The sequence below is a fragment of the Microbacterium ureisolvens genome (genome assembly GCF_015278315.1).
Lineage (GTDB): Bacteria > Actinomycetota > Actinomycetes > Actinomycetales > Microbacteriaceae > Microbacterium > Microbacterium ureisolvens.
The window spans coordinates 39,239-56,719 of record NZ_JADIJE010000008.1 but is presented as its reverse complement, the minus strand read 5'-3'; the positions used below and the strand labels follow the sequence as shown (position 1 = coordinate 56,719).

13 protein-coding genes are annotated in these 17,481 nt (G+C 72.5%); 4 read left to right on the top strand and 9 right to left on the bottom strand.

All coding sequences use genetic code 11. The features are described from left to right. Positions 1 to 31 precede the first annotated feature (31 nt). Positions 32 to 2,761 (top strand): glycosyl hydrolase 53 family protein, encoded by a 2,730-nt coding sequence (locus IM767_RS21030; RefSeq protein ID WP_109210830.1) that lies wholly within the window; start codon positions 32 to 34, stop codon positions 2,759 to 2,761. A gap of 49 nt (positions 2,762 to 2,810) precedes the next feature. On the opposite strand, the gene rsmI is transcribed toward IM767_RS21030, so the two are convergent. Then, the gene (gene rsmI, locus IM767_RS13080; protein WP_109210829.1) at positions 2,811 to 3,629 is read right to left on the bottom strand and encodes a 16S rRNA (cytidine(1402)-2'-O)-methyltransferase; all 819 of its coding nucleotides are present in this window, start codon (positions 3,627 to 3,629) and stop codon (positions 2,811 to 2,813) included. A gap of 24 nt (positions 3,630 to 3,653) precedes the next feature. Here rsmI and IM767_RS13075 point away from each other — a divergent pair, with 24 nt between their 5' ends. Then, positions 3,654 to 5,252 (top strand): dolichyl-phosphate-mannose--protein mannosyltransferase, encoded by a 1,599-nt coding sequence (locus IM767_RS13075; RefSeq protein WP_109210828.1) that lies wholly within the window; start codon positions 3,654 to 3,656, stop codon positions 5,250 to 5,252. 4 nt (positions 5,253 to 5,256) lie between these two features. On the opposite strand, the gene IM767_RS13070 is transcribed toward IM767_RS13075, so the two are convergent. The 7 genes from IM767_RS13070 to IM767_RS13040 are packed head-to-tail and all read right to left on the bottom strand — an operon-like array spanning position 5,257 to position 11,477. Then, a complete protein-coding gene (locus IM767_RS13070; protein WP_109210827.1) occupies positions 5,257 to 7,107 on the bottom strand; it encodes a thioredoxin domain-containing protein in 1,851 nt (616 codons plus the stop codon). 28 nt (positions 7,108 to 7,135) lie between these two features. Further along, positions 7,136 to 7,972: an aldo/keto reductase gene (locus IM767_RS13065; RefSeq protein WP_109210826.1), complete on the bottom strand. Its 837-nt coding sequence runs from the start codon at positions 7,970 to 7,972 to the stop codon at positions 7,136 to 7,138. 38 nt (positions 7,973 to 8,010) lie between these two features. Next, positions 8,011 to 8,814 (bottom strand): ABC transporter permease, encoded by an 804-nt coding sequence (locus IM767_RS13060; RefSeq protein WP_109210825.1) that lies wholly within the window; start codon positions 8,812 to 8,814, stop codon positions 8,011 to 8,013. Further along, the gene (locus IM767_RS13055) at positions 8,811 to 9,722 is read right to left on the bottom strand and encodes an ABC transporter ATP-binding protein (protein ID WP_109210824.1); all 912 of its coding nucleotides are present in this window, start codon (positions 9,720 to 9,722) and stop codon (positions 8,811 to 8,813) included. Before IM767_RS13055 ends, IM767_RS13060 begins: the two co-directional genes overlap by 4 nt. Continuing rightward, positions 9,719 to 10,015 carry a transcriptional regulator gene (locus tag IM767_RS13050; RefSeq protein WP_109210823.1) on the bottom strand — a complete coding sequence of 99 codons (297 nt, stop codon included), beginning with the start codon at positions 10,013 to 10,015 and terminating at the stop codon, positions 9,719 to 9,721. The genes IM767_RS13055 and IM767_RS13050 overlap by 4 nt, the downstream gene beginning before the upstream one ends. After that, positions 10,012 to 10,662: a hypothetical protein gene (locus IM767_RS13045; RefSeq protein ID WP_109210822.1), complete on the bottom strand. Its 651-nt coding sequence runs from the start codon at positions 10,660 to 10,662 to the stop codon at positions 10,012 to 10,014. Before IM767_RS13045 ends, IM767_RS13050 begins: the two co-directional genes overlap by 4 nt. After that, positions 10,659 to 11,477: a CPBP family intramembrane glutamic endopeptidase gene (locus tag IM767_RS13040; protein ID WP_109210821.1), complete on the bottom strand. Its 819-nt coding sequence runs from the start codon at positions 11,475 to 11,477 to the stop codon at positions 10,659 to 10,661. Before IM767_RS13040 ends, IM767_RS13045 begins: the two co-directional genes overlap by 4 nt. Positions 11,478 to 11,583: 106 nt before the next feature. Here IM767_RS13040 and hrpA point away from each other — a divergent pair, with 106 nt between their 5' ends. Further along, positions 11,584 to 15,618: an ATP-dependent RNA helicase HrpA gene (gene hrpA / locus IM767_RS13035; protein WP_109210820.1), complete on the top strand. Its 4,035-nt coding sequence runs from the start codon at positions 11,584 to 11,586 to the stop codon at positions 15,616 to 15,618. Positions 15,619 to 15,672: 54 nt separating this feature from the next. Next, entirely contained in the window at positions 15,673 to 16,614 is a 942-nt protein-coding gene (locus IM767_RS13030; RefSeq protein WP_109210819.1) for a quinone oxidoreductase family protein, read from the top strand. Positions 16,615 to 16,620: 6 nt separating this feature from the next. Here the strand turns inward: IM767_RS13030 and IM767_RS13025 are convergent, their stop codons facing one another. Beyond that, positions 16,621 to 17,472, bottom strand: a complete 852-nt coding sequence (locus tag IM767_RS13025; protein WP_194398886.1) for a sulfurtransferase — start codon at positions 17,470 to 17,472, stop codon at positions 16,621 to 16,623. Positions 17,473 to 17,481 lie beyond the last annotated feature (9 nt).

The following is a 17,481-nucleotide window of genomic DNA, read 5'->3' as shown; positions in this document are numbered from 1 at the left end:
TCCCCCGATCAACGTCGATCGGAGAGACATCGTGTCCTACCACCCCCGACCCGCCCGCCTGGCGGCGGTCGCGGCATCCGTCGCCCTCGTCGCGACCGCGCTCGCAGCGGCGCCCGCCGCCGCCGAGGACGGGCCCGTCCCAGCCGGCATCGTCGTGCCGAAGGTCGAGAACCTCCCGGCGGACTTCATCAGCGGCGTCGACGTCTCGTCGGCGATCGCGCTCGAGGACTCCGGTGTGGTCTTCCGCGACGGCGCCGGGCAGCCCGCCGACCTCTTCGACGTCCTCGCCGACGCCGGCATCACCGACGTGCGGGTGCGCGTCTGGAACGACCCGTTCGACGCGGCCGGCAACGGCTACGGCGGCGGCGACAACGACGTGGCGCGCGCCGTCGAGATCGGCGAGCGGGCGACGGATGCCGGACTCGGCGTCCTGGTCGACTTCCACTACTCCGATTTCTGGGCCGACCCCGCGAAGCAGCAGTCACCCAAGGCGTGGGCCGATCTCGCGGTCGCCGACAGAGCCGCCGCGGTAGAGGACTTCACCGCCGGCGCGCTCGGACAGCTCGCGGCCGCGGGGGTCGACGTGCGCATGGTGCAGGTCGGCAACGAGACCAACAACGCGGTGGCAGGCGTGAGCGGCTGGGACGGCATGGCGCAGATCTTCTCGGCCGGCTCGGCCGCGGTGCGCGAGGTCTATCCCGACGCGCTCGTCGCCGTGCACTTCACGAACCCCGAGACCAGCGGCCGGTACGCCGGGTACGCCGCGAACCTGGCCTCGCGCGGCGTCGACTACGACGTCTTCGCGTCGAGCTACTACCCGTACTGGCACGGCACCCTCGAGAACCTCACTTCGGTGCTGAAGGGCGTGGCCGACACGTACGGCAAGAAGGTGATGGTCGCGGAGACCTCGTGGGCGTACACGCTGGAGGACGGCGACGGGCACGGCAACGTGATCGACCTGCCGTCCGAGGCGACGCAGTACCCCATCAGCGTGCAGGGCCAGGCGACCGCGGTGCGCGACGTCATCCAGGCCGTCGTCGACGTGGGTTCCGCGGGCATCGGCGTCTTCTACTGGGAGCCGGCATGGCTGCCGGTCGGCCCCCCGTCCGAACTGGAGGCCAACAAGGCGCTGTGGGAGGAGCACGGGTCGGGCTGGGCGTCGAGCTTCGCCGGCGAGTACGACCCCCACGACGCCGGGCAGTGGTTCGGCGGCTCGGCCTGGGACAACCAGGCGCTCTTCGCCCACGACGGCACGCCGCTGGAGTCGCTCAAAGTCTTCTCGTACGCGCGGACCGGGGCCGTCGCGCCCCGTGAGGTCACCGGCGTCGCGCCGGTCGAGCTGAACGTGGACGAGGGCGATGCGATCGAGCTCCCGGCGACCGTGGCGGTGTCGTACAACGACGGCTCGAGCGAGACCGAGCAGGTGACGTGGTCCGACGCGGTGAAGTGGATCGAGGGCCCGGGCACCTACGCGATCCCGGGCGTCACGGCCTCCGGGCTCGCTGCCGCCGCCACCATCGTCGTCGCGCCGAAGAATCTGCTGCGCAGTCCCGGGTTCGAAGGAGACAACAGCGCCTGGGCCAAGACGGGCGCGGCCCTCACCGTCGGCGCGTGGGACGATCCGCGCACCGGCACTCGGTCCGCGCACTTCTGGGCCGCGGACGCCTACGCCTTCACGCTCTCCCAGCGCGTGGACGGCGTCCCCGCCGGCACCTACGTCGCGCGCGCCGCGCTGCAGGGCGACGGTGAGGACGCGGCGAGCAGCGTGCGCCTGGGCATCGCGAGCGCGTCGGGCGAGGCGTCCGTCCCGTTCTCGATGGACGGGTGGCGCAACTGGTCCCAGCCGGCGACCGCACCTATCCAGGTGCCTGCCGGCGGCAGTGTGACGGTGACCATCACCGCGACGCTCGCGGCCGGCGCGTGGGGCACGATCGACGACGTGGAGCTGGTGCGCGCCGCGCCGGCGCCCGCCGACACCTCCGGTCTCGAGGAGGAGCTGACCACGGCGGAGGGCGTCGACCAGGCCGCCTACCTCCCCGAGACCGCGACCGCACTGCAGCAGGCGATCGAGCGGGCGCGCATCGTGCTGTCGGCGGATGCCCCGTCCGAGGCTGCGGTGGCGGGCGCGCGCACGGCGCTGGCGGATGCCGTCGACGGGCTGCTCGTACCGGATGCCGCCGCGCAGGCGCCGGCCCGCGGCATCCTGTCTCACGACAACGGGTGGGACACGGGGCTCAAGGACGGCGCCTACACCGTGAGCATGAACCTGTGGCACGGCGAGAACGCGACGAAGCTGCGCGTGTACGAGAACGGCGTGCGCATCGCCAGCGTTGCCCTGACGTACGACGGCGTGGCCGCGCAGTCGGCGACGATCCCCGTGTCGGGGCGCGCGAACGGCGTCTACGTGTACACCGGCGAGCTGGTGAACTCGAAGGGATCGACCGCCGTCGCACCGGTGACGGTGACCGTGACGGACGCATCGCCCGGCAAGCCGGTGCTGAGCCACGACAACCGCGACGGTGACGGCACCTACACGGTGAGCGCCGACCTTTGGTGGGGCACCAACGCGACGAGCTACCGCTTCTTCGAGGACGGCGCGCTGGTCGCGGAGGGCGCGCTCACGGCCGCGACGCCCGGAGCGCAGCACGCGACGCTGTCGGTGGCCGCAGCGACCCGCGGCACGCACACCTACCGCGTCGAGTTCATCAACGATGCCGGTGTCAGCCGCAGCAAGGAGCTCAGCGTCACGGTCCGCAGATGACCGCGGGAGCCGTCGGGCCCGGGCGCGGCCCGTGCCCCGGCGGCGGGCGTCATCCTCGCACCGAGAGCGCGGCCTGATACAGCTCGCGGCTGGAGTGTCCGGTGAGGCCGGACACCTCGGCCGCGGCCTCTTTCAGCCTCGTGCCGCCGCGCACCAGCTCGAGCACCTGCGTGACCGCGTCGGGGAAGGCGACGCCGCGCGCGGGCGCACCCTCGACGACGATCACCAGCTCCCCGCGCACACCCGCCGCAGCCCACGTCGCGAGGTCGCCGAGAGGCCCCCGCGCGACCTCCTCGTGGAGCTTGGTCAGCTCCCGGCACACCGCACCGCGCCGTTCCTCCCCGAACGCGGCGGCCATGTCGGCGAGCGTCGCCGCCACGCGCGAGGGCGCCTCGAAGAAGACCATCGTGCGCGGCTCGGAGGCGAGTGCGCGCAACGCCGCGGCGCGCTCCCCCGCCTTGCGGGGCACGAACCCCTCGAAGGTGAACCTGTCGGTCGGCAGTCCTGAGACGGCGAGCGCGGTGACCACGGCGCTCGGGCCCGGGATCGCGGTGACCTCCACACCCGCTGCGGCGGCTGCCGCGACCAGTCCGTAGCCCGGGTCGCTCACGGTGGGCATGCCGGCGTCGCTCAGCACCAGGACGTCCTGCTCGCGCGCGAGCTCGACGAGCTCCGGCGCGCGCTCCTTCTCGTTGTGGTCGTGCAGGGCGATCAGTCGCGGGCGGTTCGCGACGCCGAGCGCGGCGAGCAGCCGCTGGGTCGTCCGGGTGTCTTCGGCGGCGACGACGGTCGCCTCCTCGAGCGCCTCGACGAGGCGGCGGGAGGCGTCCCCGAGGTTTCCGATGGGCGTCGCCGCGAGGATGATCACGCCCCTCAGCCTAGACTTGGCGGCGTGACGGACGCCCCCCGGCCCGCTGTCGATCAGCACAGTGCCGACCCGCCCGCCGCGCCCCTCCTCCCCCCGGCACGACCGAGCCTCTACGACCGCTTCTCGCGTCGGGTGAGCGAAGACGCCCGGGCACGGCGGCTCTACGCGTGGCTGGGGCCCGCGGTCGTCCTGGTCGTCGCCGCCGTCCTGCGCCTGTGGAACCTCGCCGCCGCGCACGACCTGATGAACCAGTTCGACGAGACGTACTACGTCAAGGACGCCTGGACCCTGCTCAATCTCGGCTACGAGGCATCCTGGCCGCCCGACGGCAACGAGAGCCTCCTGTCGGGCGACCCGAACGTGTTCACCACGAACCCGGCGTTCGTGGTCCACCCGCCGCTGGGCAAGTGGATCATCGCGCTCGGCATGATGGTGCTCGGTCCCGGCTCGGGCTGGGGCTGGCGCATCACGACGGCCCTTCTCGGCATCGCCTGCGTGCTGGTGCTCATGCTCATCGCGAAGCGGCTCACCCGATCGACGACGTTCGCCGTCGTCGCCGGACTCCTCATGGCCGTCGATGGGCTCGCGATCTCGATGAGCCGCGTCGCGCTGCTGGACACGTCGCTGACCTTCTTCGTGCTGCTCGCCTTCCTCTTCGTGCTGCGCGATCGGGAGCGCACGATGATCCGGCTCGCCCAGTCGGTGGCCGCCCGCCACGACGGCGAGGCTCCGCCGTCGTGGGGACCGGTGCTGTGGAACCGTCCCTGGATCGTGGCGGCCGGCGCCGCGCTGGGCGCGGCGAGCGCCGTGAAGTGGTCGGGCGCCTGGGTGCTGGCAGGGCTCGGGATCTACTTCGTGGTCACCGACGCCCTCGCACGGCGCCGTGCGGGCGTGGTCTTCTGGCCGACAGATGCCGTGCGTCAGGGCCTCGCCACGTTCGTGCTGCTCGTACCGGTCGCGCTCGGCGTGTACCTCGCATCGTGGACCGGGTGGCTGGTGACCGACGGCGGATACGACCGCCACGCCGGGAGCAATCCGCTCGAGAGCCTGTGGCTGTACCACGTCGCGATGTACAACTCGACGGCGGGCATCACCTCGGGCCACGCGTACGCGAGTCCGGCGTGGCAGTGGCCGCTGCTCATCCGTCCCACGAGCGTCTACTACCACCACGACGCCTTCGGCGTGAACGGCTGCGCCTCGAGCAACGGATGCTCCGAGGTCATCGCGACGATGCCCAACCCGCTCGTCTGGTACGCCGGCGTGGCGGCGGTGCTCTACCTCGCGTACCGCTTCGTGATCACCCGCGACTGGCGCCACGCCCTCGTGCTCACCGGCATCGCGGTCACGTACGTGCCGTGGCTGTTCCTGCCCGAGCGCACCGTGTTCCAGTTCTACACGGTGCTGATGCTGCCGTTCATGCTGCTGGCGCTGACCTTCGCGCTGAAGGACATCGCGGGGCCGGCGTCGGCCGACACGTACCGCCGGCTCACGGGTGAGCGGCTGGTGCTGGTCTTCCTCGGCGTGGCGCTCGCGCTGTCGGCGTTCTGGTACCCGGTCGTCTCGGCGATGAACGTGCCGTACGACTTCTGGCACGCGCACATGTGGCTTCGCAGCTGGGTGTGAGGCCTCACGGCGCGAGGCCGGCAGGGTCGGTGACGGGCAGCCGGCAGGCGAAGTCGCGACAGTCGTAGGCGGTCGGCAGGCCGTCGCGCTGCGCCTTGTCGGCGAAGAGTGCGAACCCCGCCTCGGCGAAGGCCCTCGCCTGAGCCGGCGAGACGACGCTGACCACGTCGGCACGGATGCCGCGGGCCACGGTCGCGACCTCGGCGCCGGGGTCGTCGGTCACGACGATCACCTGCCGCGGCGCGACGGCGAGCGTCGCCGCGACGCGCAGCAGCGCCCCGTAGGCGAGCGGCTGCGCGACCGCGGCCGGACCGTGAGAGGCGACCAGGCGTTCGGCCAGCGCGCGGTAGTCCTCGCCGGCGCCCAGCAGCCACAGCGCGGTGGCCGCCTCGGCGAGCGAGGCGATGCCCGAGGGCTCGTCGCCGTCTGAGGCGGCATCCGGCGCCGCGATGCCCTGCTGCGACAGGACGGGGTCTCCCCCGCCGGGCACGACGACCTGACCGTCGGCGGCGAGGCACGCGTCGACCAGGGCGCGCGCTCGCTGTGCGTACGCGGGCTCGCCGCCGGCGGCCGCAAGAGCCACGAGGCCGGCCGCGAGCTGGCCGTGGTCGGCGAGCGTCGCGTGGGCGCGCGACGGGATCTCGTCCAGCGACGCCCGCAGCAGTCGGCCGTCAGCGGCGACGTTGGTCTGAAGCACTGCGTCGGCGGCCCACCGCGCCGCTTCGATCCATGCCTGCTCTCCCAGCGCCGTTCCCGCTCGCGAGAGGGCGCGGATAGCGAGACCGTTCCAGCCGCTGACCACCTTGCCGTCCACGGCGGGCGGTTCCAGCCCTTCGCGCGCTCGGGCGTCGCGCGCGTAGTAGCCGCCTTCGCTGCGCGCGCCGTCGATCCACGACTCCGAGTCCTGCGCGGCGCCGAATCCGCCCGCCGGCTGCTGGAGCACGTCGATCAGGAACCCGGCGATGCCGCGGGCGACGTCGTGACGAGCCGATGCCGCGTCCATCGCGACGTCGAGCAGCTGGGCGTTGTCGATCAGCATGCGCTCGTAGTGCGGCACGGTCCAGTCCGGAAGGGTCGCGTAACGGAAGAACCCGCCCTCGACCGGGTCGCGCAGCGGCGACTGCGACATCGCGGTGAGCGCGCGGTCTGCGACGGCGGAGGCTTCGGGCGCCGCCTCACGCACGACCCGTGTCTGCAGGAACCGCAGCGCCGTGGCCACCGGGAACTTCGGCGCGGCTGCGGCGGGGTCGCCGAAGCCGCCGTGGCGCGGGTCCTCGCGCGCGGCCAGCGCCTCGGCGGCCGACGCGAGATCATCGGCCGACGGGGCCGGCGACGCGCCCCCGGGCGCGGCCGCCCGCACGTCGGCGAGCGCGCCGGCGACGGCATCCGCTGTCTCATCGATCTGGTCGCGGCGATCGGTCCACGCCTCGCGGACCGCGGCGAGCACCTGACGGAACGAGGGCATGCCGCCGCGCGGCTGCGGCGGGAAGTAGGTGCCGGCGTAGAACGGCCGGCCCTCGGGCGTCGCGAACACCGTCAGCGGCCAGCCGAGACTCCGGCTGAACGCCGAGGCGGCGGCCATGTACGCCGCATCCACGTCGGGGTGCTCCTCGCGGTCGACCTTGATCGACACGAACCCGGCGTCGAGCTCGGCCGCGGTGGCAGGATCCTCGAAGGACTCCCGGGCCATCACGTGGCACCAGTGGCACGTCGAGTACCCGATCGACACCATCACCGGCACGTCGCGCCGGCGCGCCTCGGCGAACGCCTCCTCACCCCACGGGAACCACGCGACCGGATTGCCCGCGTGGGCTCTCAGGTACGGGCTCGTGGCTTCCGCGAGGCGGGAGTTCATGGCATCCGCTCCCCTCGGCGCCGGGGCGTCAGTTCACCTCGTCGGGGTGCGCGCTGACGCGGCCTGAGCCGTCGCCCGGGTCCATCGCGTCGATCGCGGCGATCTCGTCGGCGGTGAGCTCGAAGTCGAAGACGTCGAGGTTCTCCTCGAGGCGCTCGCGGCGCACCGACTTCGGGAAGACGATGAAGCCCTTCTGCAGGTGCCAGCGGAGCACCGCCTGCGCGGGGGTCTTGCCGTGCGCGGCGGCGGCCGAGGCGACAGGCTCTGCGTCGAACAGGTCGTACTTGCCCTGGCCGAGCGGACCCCACGACTCGATCTTCACGTCGTTCGCCGCAGCCCAGTCGGTGATCTCGCGCTGCTGGTAGGCCGGGTGCAGCTCGATCTGGTTGACGGCGGGCACCACGCCGGTGGCCTCGACGATGCGCTCGAGGTGGGGCACGAGGTGGTTCGAGACGCCGATGCTGCGCGTGAGGCCTGCCGCGCGGAGCTCGACCATCTTCTCCCACGCGTGCACGTAGTCGTCCTTGGCCGGAGTGGGCCAGTGCACGAGGTACAGGTCGACCTTCTCGAGGCCGAGCTTGTCGAGGCTCTCGCGGATCGCCGCCTGCGGCTCCTCGTCGTGGTGGCGGTCGTTCCAGAGCTTGGTCGTGATGAACAGGTCGTCGCGGGCGATGCCGCTGGCGGCGATCGCCGCACCCACGCCCTCCTCGTTGCCGTAGATCGCCGCCGTGTCGATGTGGCGGTAGCCGACCTCGAGGGCCTCGGCGACGGCTCGCTCGGTGTCGGCCGGCGGCACCTTGAAGACGCCGTAGCCGAGCTGAGGAATCGAGTTGCCGTCGTTGAGGGTCACGCTGGGGACTGTCATGCTCCCAGCCTAGGCGCGCGGCACGCGGCGCGGCCGGCTCAGCGGTAGCGTCTTCCCTCGTCGCGGCGGAACAGCAGCAGCGCGGCCACGAGCGACACCGCGGTCCACACCAGGATGCCGGTCCAGACCCACCACTCCAGTGACCCGCCCTGTACGGCCCAGATGACGAACTCGCGTGCTTGCCGCGACGGCGTGAACGTGGAGATCGCGTCGAGCCAGTCGGCGAACAGCACGGGCGGGAGGAACAGGCCGCCGATGAAGGCGAGCCCGAACATCACGATCTGGATGACGGCGATGGCCGCCTTGAACGGCATCGCGTAGCCGATCGCCGTGCCGATGAGCATGAACGGCACAGCCGAGACGGCGAGCGCGACGATCCCGGCGAGCACGCGCCAGGCCGGCGCTTCCGCAGCGGTGAACAGTCCGCCGACGATGACCACGGGCACGATCGCGGCGAGGCCGAGCAGCCCCGTGGACAGGATCTGGGCCAGCACCCGCGCGATCCCCGGCGCCGGCAGCGTGCGCAGGTACGGGTCCCACGGCTTCTCGCGGTTCTCGGCGGTGTTCAGACCGAACGAGAACAGCGCGTTCGACATGACCGCGAACACCGACAGCGAGATCACGGCCTGCGTGGCATACGCCGGGTCGTCGGCGACCACCCGCTGCGGCACGACGAAGAAGAGCAGCGCGAGGGCCGGGAAGACCAGCGTGCCGATCACCGCGATGGGCACACGGAAGGTCTCGATGAGCCCGAAGCGCGCGTGGAGGAGCGTCAGCCGGGCGACGGACGGTTCGGCCGTGCCGCGCGCACCGCGCGCGGGAGCCGTGGCTGCGGCGGTCATGATGCCTCCTTCAGAGCGAGTGCGGCGTCGGAGTGCCGGGGCGCGGTGAGAGCCAGGAAGGCCTCCTCGAGGGAGGCGCCGCGCACCGTGAGGTCGCGGAAGTCGAGATCGCTGCGGACGAGCTCGCGGATGAAAGCGTCGGCATCGGAGACGGTGAGGATCTCGCGGTCGTCGGCGCGCTCGTGATGCGCGATGCCGGGCAGCGCAGCGAGCGCGGCGGGATCGGTCGTGCGCAGCCGCACCTGGCTGACGCCGACCCTCGCGAGGATCCGCTCGACCGAGTCGTCGGCGATCACGTGCCCGCTGTCGACCACGACGACGCGCTCGGCGAGCGCCTCGATCTCCTCCAGGTAGTGGCTCGTGACGACCACGGTGGCACCGGCTCGATGCTGACGGCGGATCGCCTCCCACAGGGCGCGCCGCCCGTCGACGTCGAGACCGGTGGTCGGCTCGTCGAGAAGCACGAGCGCAGGCCGCCCCACGAAGGCCAGCGCGACGGCCAGACGCCGCTTCTGCCCGCCGGACAGCGACCCGCACTGGCGGCGCAGGAGGTCTTCGATGCCGAACTCGGTGGCGAGCTGCGCGGTCGGCACACGGGCGGCGAAGTGCCCGCCGACGTAGTCGATCACCTCGCGCACCCGCAGGGTATCGGGCAGCGCGGTCTCCTGAGGGGTGCCGCCGAGCCGCTGCCGGCTCACCGCGTCGCGGGGATCGCCCCCGAACAGCGTGACCACGCCGGACGTGGGGCGTCGCAGCCCCTGCAGCAGGGCGAGCAGCGTCGTCTTCCCGGCCCCGTTGGGGCCGAGGAGCCCGACCAGCACGCCGGGTTCCAGGTCGAGCGACACGTCGTCCACGGCCACGACGTCGCCGTACCGGCGGGTGACGTGGTCGAAGCGCGCGAGATTCATGGCAGTTCTCCCAACACGGAGCGCAGGGCCTCGGTGTAGTCCTCGAACGCGCGGCGGCCCTGCTTGGTCAGCGCGAGGTAGGTGACGGGCGTGCGCCCGCGATGGGTCTTCTCCACGCCGACGTAGCCCGCGTCCTCGAGCTTGCGGACGTGCGTCGACAGGTTGCCGGCGGTCATGTCGAGCAGCTCCTGCAGCCGCGGGAACGCGATGCTGTCGCCGGGATCCAGCGTCGCGAGCGTCGCCGTGATCCGCAGCCTCGCCGCGGCGTGGATGACGGGGTCGAGCTCCGTCATCGGCGCACCCACAGCCACCCGGCGACGCCCCCGGCGAGGAAGACGCCCCCGCCCGCGAGGGCGAACACGAGGTAGTTGGTCGGGTAGCCGAAGAAGGGCGCCACCAGCGCCACCACGATGAACCAGCCGCCGAGCCACAAGAGCGGCTTCGCTCGCCAGATACCGCCGCCGACGAAGTACAGAAGACCGACGATCAGCGAGGACGCCGTCGGGTAGTAGATGTTCGCGAGGTCCGGCGGCATGCCGTTGCGGATGAGCGCCGTGCCGAACACGAACAGCGCGATGAAAGAGATCGTCCACGACCAGCCGTACACGGCGCCGGTGAAGGCCGCTTCCGCGGATGAGCGGATGCCGCGACCGCTGCGGATGCCGAACAGGGCGGTCGCCACGAGCGCCCCGGCCATCAGCACGATGAACACCACGACGGCCACCGGGAGCGGGACGGCGAACGCGGGCTTCGCGCCGTCGATCATCCACAGCAGCCCGAACCCCACGAGCCAGGCGACACCCCACGCGGCGAGGATGAGCGGCACCTCGGCTGCGAGCTGCCGGGTCACGCGCTCCTGCTGCGCACGCACGAGGTCGAGCATCGCGGCAGCGTCGCGGGGTTCTTCGTCGTCCGGTGGCAGGTCGGCGGGAGTGTTCATGAGGATCCGTTCGCGAGCAGGAAGGGCACGACGAGCGCCGGCAAGGTGGTGAAGAGGTTGACCAGGCCATGCGCGACGATGAGCGGGAGCAGGCGGCGCTGGCGCCACGCGATGATGCCGGAGCCGATGCCCCACACGAAGAACGCGCAGGCGTAGACGACGACCGCGTCGGTGGTCGGGGCGTACCAGACGTGCTGCAGGCCGAAGAGCGCCGCCGACACGAGGATGGCGGCGGGAACGGGCATCCGGCTCGACAGATCGTCTTGCGCCGAGCCGCGATAGACGAGCTCCTCGGTCGGCGCGTTCAGCGGCGCGAACGTGAGCACCGCGACGGTCGCGAGCACCGCGGCGACACCCGGCGAGAGATCGGGCACCGCCTCAGGATCGAAGAAGACGGTCTGGAAGGCGGTGTACATCCCATCGCCGTGCAGGGCCCACATCACGAGCATGATCGTGACCGCGAACGGCACGTACAGCACGACGAGCCACAGCAGTCCCCACAGGATGTCGCGGCCCAGGTGCCCGCGCCGGTACCCGATGAGGTCGGCCCCACGACGCCCGGTCGCGCGGATGCGCCGCAGGACCACGATGAGGCACACGACGTTCACCGGCAGCATCGCCACCGCCGAGACGAGTGGCGGCGGCGGGAACGGGGACCATCCCGTGCCGGCGACCAGTGCGAGCCAGGCGACGCCGCATACGAGCGCCACCAGCAGCACGCGCCCCAGCGGGAGTCCCAGGCCCCACGCGAGCGCGCGACGATCCCGACGTCGTCCGCCGGCCGGCGGTGCGGGGTCCTGCACCTGAACGATCATGCTCACTTTGTACTGCAAACTACTCTGCGCGTCAATAGGGTTTGCGGTCCGTGAAATCGGTGGCGGCGGCTCGCCCGCCCCGCCGGGCGGGATACGATCGAAGGCTATGTCCGCGCCCGAACCCGTGATCGCGTATCCGCCGGAGCTCCCCGTCAGTGCCGCGCGCGACGAGATCGCGCGCGCCGTGCGCGATCACCAGGTGGTGATCGTCGCCGGCGCCACCGGGTCGGGCAAGACCACCCAGCTGCCGAAGATCGCGCTGGAGCTCGGGCGCACGCGCATCGCGCACACGCAGCCGCGCCGGATCGCCGCCCGCACGATCGCGGAGCGGATCGCCGAAGAGCTCCAGGTGCCGCTGGGCTCGACCGTCGGCTACAAGGTGCGCTTCACCGACAAGGTGTCGGACCAGACGCGGATCGCGCTCATGACCGACGGCATCCTGCTCAACGAGATCCACCGCGACCGGCTGCTCCGCCGCTACGACACGATCATCGTCGACGAGGCGCACGAACGCTCCCTCAACGTCGACTTCCTCCTCGGCTATCTGCATCGGATCCTCCCCAAGCGCCCCGACCTCAAGGTCGTCATCACCAGCGCGACGATCGATCCCGAGAGCTTCGCCAAGCACTTCGCGCAGGCCGACGGCACGCCCGCACCGATCATCGAGGTGTCGGGGCGTACGTATCCGGTCGAGATCCGCTACCGCCCGCCCGCGCGCCCCGCCAAAGGCGAGGACGAGTCCGATGACGTCGACGGCATCACCGCGGCTCTGCGAGAGCTCGACCGCGAGACCGCGGGCGACGTGCTGGTGTTCCTGCCCGGCGAGGCCGAGATCCGCGACGCCGCTGACGCGGTCCGCGGAATGTATGCGAAGGATGCCGCGCCCACGGAGGTGCTGCCCCTCTACGGCCGGCTGTCGGCGGCCGAGCAGCATCGCGTGTTCGAGCGGTCCCAGGTCGCCGGCATCCGTCGCCGCGTCATCCTCGCGACCAACGTGGCGGAGACGAGCCTCACCGTGCCCGGCATCCGGTACGTCGTCGACACCGGAACCGCGCGCATCTCGCGCTACAGCAACCGCAGCAAGGTGCAGCGGCTGCCGATCGAGCCGGTGTCACAGGCGTCGGCGCAGCAGCGCTCGGGCCGCGCCGGCCGCACGAGCGACGGCATCGCGATCCGGCTCTACGCCGAAGACGACTTCGACGCCCGCCCGGAGTTCACCGAACCCGAGATCCTGCGAACGAGCCTCGCCTCGGTGATCCTGCAGATGCTGTCCCTGGGCTTCGGCGACATCTCGTCGTTCCCGTTCCTCACCCCGCCGGATTCGCGCGGCGTCAAGGCCGCACTCGACCTGCTGATCGAGCTCGGCGCGGTGCGCCCGGCACGCGGGCGGTCGGGGCCGGAGACCGGCGGCGACCACCCGACGCTGACGGACCTCGGCCGCGAGATCTCGCGGCTGCCGATCGATCCACGCTTCGCGCGCATGCTCCTCGAGGCGCGCCGCGGCGGCGTGCTGCGCGACGTGCTCGCGATCGTCGCGGGCATGTCGATCCAGGATGTCCGGGAGCGCCCCGAGGACCGCCGCGACGAGGCGGACCGCCTGCACGCGCGGTTCACCGACCCGACGAGCGACTTCCTCAGCCTCCTCAACCTCTGGAACCACCTGCAGGAGAAGCAGGCGGAACTGGGCTCCAGCGCCTTCCGCCGCCTGTGTCGCGCCGAGCACCTCAACTATGTGCGTGTGCGCGAATGGGCCGACGTCCACCGGCAGCTGAGCGCGCTCGTGAACGCGCCGCGCGCCTCGACGCGCTCGGCGAACGGCCGAGGTTCGGGCAACGGCGGCGGGGGCTCGGGCGGCGCCGGACCGGGCACCGGCGGCGCGGGCGTCGCCGACCCCGACGAGATCCACAAGGCGATCCTCTCGGGCCTGCTCTCGCACTTGGGCATGCTCGACGAGCGCACCACGGGGGCCGCGACGCGTGGCCGCGGCGGCTCCGACCGCTCGGAGCGCACCGACCAGCGGCGCGGTGCCGAGTACCTCGGCTCGCGCGGCACGCGCTTCGCGATCTTCCCGGGGTCGGGGCTTCGCAAGAAGCGGCCGACCGCCGTGATGGCCGCCGAGATCGTCGAGACGAGCCGGCTCTTCGCGCGCACCGTCGCGGCCATCGATCCGGCGTGGGCCGAGCCGCTGGCGGGCGACCTCGCCAAGCGGTCGCTGAGCGAGCCGCACTGGTCGAAGGCGTCGGGCGCGGCATCCGCCTACGAGAAGGTCACCCTCTTCGGACTCGAGATCGTGCCGAAGCGACGGGTCCAGCTCGCCCGGTTCGACCGTCCGTTTGCGCGCGAGCTGTTCGTGCGGCACGCCCTCGTCGAGGGCGAGTGGGACTCATCCCACCTCGACAAGCGGCTGACGGCGTTCGAGCGGCGCAACCTCGAGCTCCGGCGGCGCCTCGAGAAGATCGAGGAGCGCGAACGCCGCCGCGACATCCTCGTCGGCGACGAGGCCGTGTACCGGTTCTACGACGCGCGCATCCCACGGGACGTGTTCGACGCTCGCTCCTTCGAGGCGTGGTGGAAGGATGCCTCGACCCGCACGCCGCGCCTGCTCGACATGACCGAGGCGGACCTCGTCGACGAGGCCTCCCGCGGCGACGAGCGCGACTTCCCCGCCCGCTGGACGCAGGGCGACCAGGTGCTCTCGCTCGCGTACCGCTTCGAGCCCGGCGCCGCCGACGACGGCGTGACGGCCGTCGTACCGCTGGCGCTCCTCGCCCAGCTGCGCCCCGACGGCTTCGACTGGCAGGTGCCGGGCATGCGCGACGAGCTCATCACCGCCCTGCTGCGGTCGCTGCCGAAGGCGATCCGCCGCCACGTCGTGCCGGCGGCCGACTGGGCCGCCACGTTCGCCGCCGAGCTGTCCGGCCAGGGACCGGAATCGCACGACGGCCTGCCGCTCACTCCGCTGCGCGACGCCCTCGCCGCACGCATCCAGCGGGTCGCGAGCCAGCCGGTGAGCCGCGCCGACTTCGAGATGGAGCGCGTGCCCGGGCACCTGCAGGTGTCGTTCCGCGCGGTCGACGAGCGCGGGCGCACGGTGGGCTCCGATCGGGATCTCGCCGCGCTGCAGGCGCGCCTCGCCGACCGGGCACGGGCCTCGGTCTCGCGCTCGCTGAGCGCTCCGGCCCCGGGCGCGGGCCGCGGGCCGCGGACTCCGGACGGCCCGGCGCCGCGCGTCCCGGCGACCGGCGCTGCGGCAGTGGGCGGTGAGTCGGCCTTCGCCGAGCGCACCGGGCTGACGGACTGGACGTTCGGCGACCTGCCCGACGTCGTCGACACGAAGGTCGCGGGCGGCGTCGTCCGGGGCTACCCCGCGATCGTCGACGAGGGCGCGTCCGTGGCGCTGCGGATCGAGACGACGCCCGAGGCGGCGGCCCGGGCCACCCGAGCCGGGGTGCGGCGTCTGGTGCTGCTCTCGGTCCCCTCCCCCGCGACCTATGTGCTCGAGCACCTGACGTCGGCAGAGAAGCTCGCGCTCGCGGCATCCCCGTATCCGTCCGCGAAGGCGCTCATCGAGGACTGCCGCGTGGCGGTGGCGGATGCCGTCATCGCATGCACCGCTCCCGACGGCGTGGTGCGCACGCGCGCCGGCTTCGAGGCGGTCCGCGACGCCCTGTCGGCGAGCGTGGTGGACGAACTGTTCCAGACCGTGTCGCTGGTCGCGCGCATCCTCACCGCGGCGCGGGAGGTCGAGCGGGCGATGCGCGACGCGAACTCGCTCACGCTGCTCGGAGCGCTGGGTGACGTCAAGGGACAGCTCGCCGGGCTGGTGTTCCCCGGTTTCGCCTCACGCACCGGCACCGCCCGCCTCGCGCACCTGCCGCGGTACCTGCGGGGTGCACTCGATCGCGTGCGAACGCTCTCCGACAACCCCGGCCGGGACCGCCAGCGTATGACCGAGTTCGAGCGCGCCGCGACGCTGTTCGCCGAGGCCGGCGGCATCATCCCGCCGCCCGAAGACGCGCCCGTGACGCTCATCCACGCCCGGTGGCTCCTCGAGGAGTACCGTGTGAGCCTGTTCGCGCAGTCGCTCGGCACGGCCGAGCCGGTATCGCTGCAGCGGATCCAGAAAGCCATACGCGACTAGGGCACGGGACACCCGCCCGCGCCGGACCGCCTCGAAGTCGGGAGCCACCACGCCATGACCACCGCGATCGCCTACACCGAGTTCGGCGGGCCCGACGTTCTGCACGAGATCCCGCTGCCGGAGCGCACGCCCAGCGCTGACGAGATCGCCATCCGGGTGGCCGCCGCCGGCGTCAACCCGATCGACGCGAAGCTGCGGTCGGGCAAGCGGCCCTCGGGAGAGATCACCGAGCCCCGACGCGTCGGGGCCGACGGCGCCGGAGTGGTCACGGCCGTCGGCGCCGACGTCGACGGATTCCGGGTCGGCGATTCGGTGGCCTTCACCGGGGTGTCCGGCGCCTACGCCACCGACATCGTCGTGCCGGCGCGCCACGTCTACGCGCGGCCGGCGCGGGTGAGCGCCGCCGAAGGCGCGGCGCTGGGCATCCCGGTCAGCACCGCCTACCAGGCGCTGCGCTCGCTCGGCGTCGGAGCCGGCGACACGCTGCTCCTGCACGGCGGGTCGGGCGCGGTCGGTCAGGCGGTCATCCAGTTCGCGGTCCTGTGGGGCGCCGACGTCGTCGCGACGACCTCCGACCGCCGCGCCGAGCGCGTCCGCGAGCTCGGCGCGATCCCGGTGGCATACGGCGAGGGCCTGGCCGACCACGTCCGTGAGGCCGCGCCGCAGGGCGTCACCGTCGCGATCGATGCCGCCGGCACCGACGAGGCGCTCGAGACCTCGCTCGAGCTCGTGCCCGACCGGCACCGCATCGCGACGCTGGTGCGCGGACGGGATGCCGCGGGCCTCGGCATCCGGGCCTTCTCCGGCGGCTCGCCCCAGCCGCTCACAGTTCAGCAGCTGACCTGGCGCGCCGAGGCGATGCCCGTGGCGATCGCCCTGATGATCGCCGGACGCTTCTCGGTCGAGCTCGGGCCGACCTTCGCCCTCGCCGATGCCGCCGAGGCGCACCGCGCCGTGGAGGCGGGCGTCGACGGCAAGATCACGCTCGTCCCCTGACGGCTCTCAGACGACGCCGGTGATCTCGGCCGGACTGCCGCCGGTGGCGACGGGCCGTCCGGGGGTGTTGGACCACTGGCTCCACGACCCCGGGTACAGACGCAGGGCGAGGCCCGCACGCTCGGCGGCGAACACCGCCTGGGAGGCCGTGACGCCGGAACCGCAGTAGGCCGCCGCGGGTACGCCCGGCACGATGCCGACCGAGGCGAACAGCGCACGGAGAACCTCGGCATCCCGGAACCGCTCGCCATCCATGTAGGCACCGGTGGGGAGGTTCGCCGCTCCCGGGATGTGCCCGGCGATCGGATCGATCGGCTCCGTCTCGCCGCGGTAGCGCTCCGCCGCGCGCACGTCCACGAGCACGCCGGTGCCCGGCAGTTCGGCCGCGTCGTCGATCGAGAGCACGGGCTCGCTGAGAGCCTGCAGCGTCACCGTGCCGGGCTGGGGCTGTACCGGACCGCTCTCGAGCGGCAGGCCGGCGGCGATCCAGGCGCCCAGGCCGCCGTCGAGGATCCGCACGTCCCCCACGCCGGAGCGGGTGAGCAGCCACCACGCGCGCGCGGCGCCGAGCGACCGGTCGTCGTCGTAGACGACCACGGTGTCGCCGTCGTTCAGCCCCCAACGGCTCGCCGCGGCCCGGAGTTTCTCAGTCGAGGGAAGCGGATGCCGCCCCTCATCGGGTCGCCCGTGGCGCGAGAGCTCGGTCTCGAGGTCGACGTACACCGCGCTAGGGATGTGACCCTCGTGGTGCTCGGCGCTGCCGTCGGGCCGGTCGAGCCGGTACCGCACGTCCAGCACGCGGACCGGGCCGTCATCGAGGATCCGGTGGAGTTCTTCGGGGGTGATGAGCTGCGCCACGGGTCCATT

Excerpts from the sequence above, each read along its gene's own strand:
- IM767_RS13040 (WP_109210821.1), bottom strand. The coding sequence starts at position 11,477 with ATGATCGTTCAGGTGCAGGACCCCGCACCGCCGGCCGGCGGACGACGT.
- IM767_RS13030 (WP_109210819.1), top strand. The coding sequence starts at position 15,673 with ATGACCACCGCGATCGCCTACACCGAGTTCGGCGGGCCCGACGTTCTG.
- IM767_RS13050 (WP_109210823.1), bottom strand. The coding sequence starts at position 10,015 with ATGACGGAGCTCGACCCCGTCATCCACGCCGCGGCGAGGCTGCGGATC.
- IM767_RS13060 (WP_109210825.1), bottom strand. The coding sequence starts at position 8,814 with ATGACCGCCGCAGCCACGGCTCCCGCGCGCGGTGCGCGCGGCACGGCC.
- IM767_RS13055 (WP_109210824.1), bottom strand. The coding sequence starts at position 9,722 with ATGAATCTCGCGCGCTTCGACCACGTCACCCGCCGGTACGGCGACGTC.
- IM767_RS13070 (WP_109210827.1), bottom strand. The coding sequence starts at position 7,107 with ATGAACTCCCGCCTCGCGGAAGCCACGAGCCCGTACCTGAGAGCCCAC.
- IM767_RS13065 (WP_109210826.1), bottom strand. The coding sequence starts at position 7,972 with ATGACAGTCCCCAGCGTGACCCTCAACGACGGCAACTCGATTCCTCAG.
- hrpA (WP_109210820.1), top strand. The coding sequence starts at position 11,584 with ATGTCCGCGCCCGAACCCGTGATCGCGTATCCGCCGGAGCTCCCCGTC.
- IM767_RS13045 (WP_109210822.1), bottom strand. The coding sequence starts at position 10,662 with ATGAACACTCCCGCCGACCTGCCACCGGACGACGAAGAACCCCGCGAC.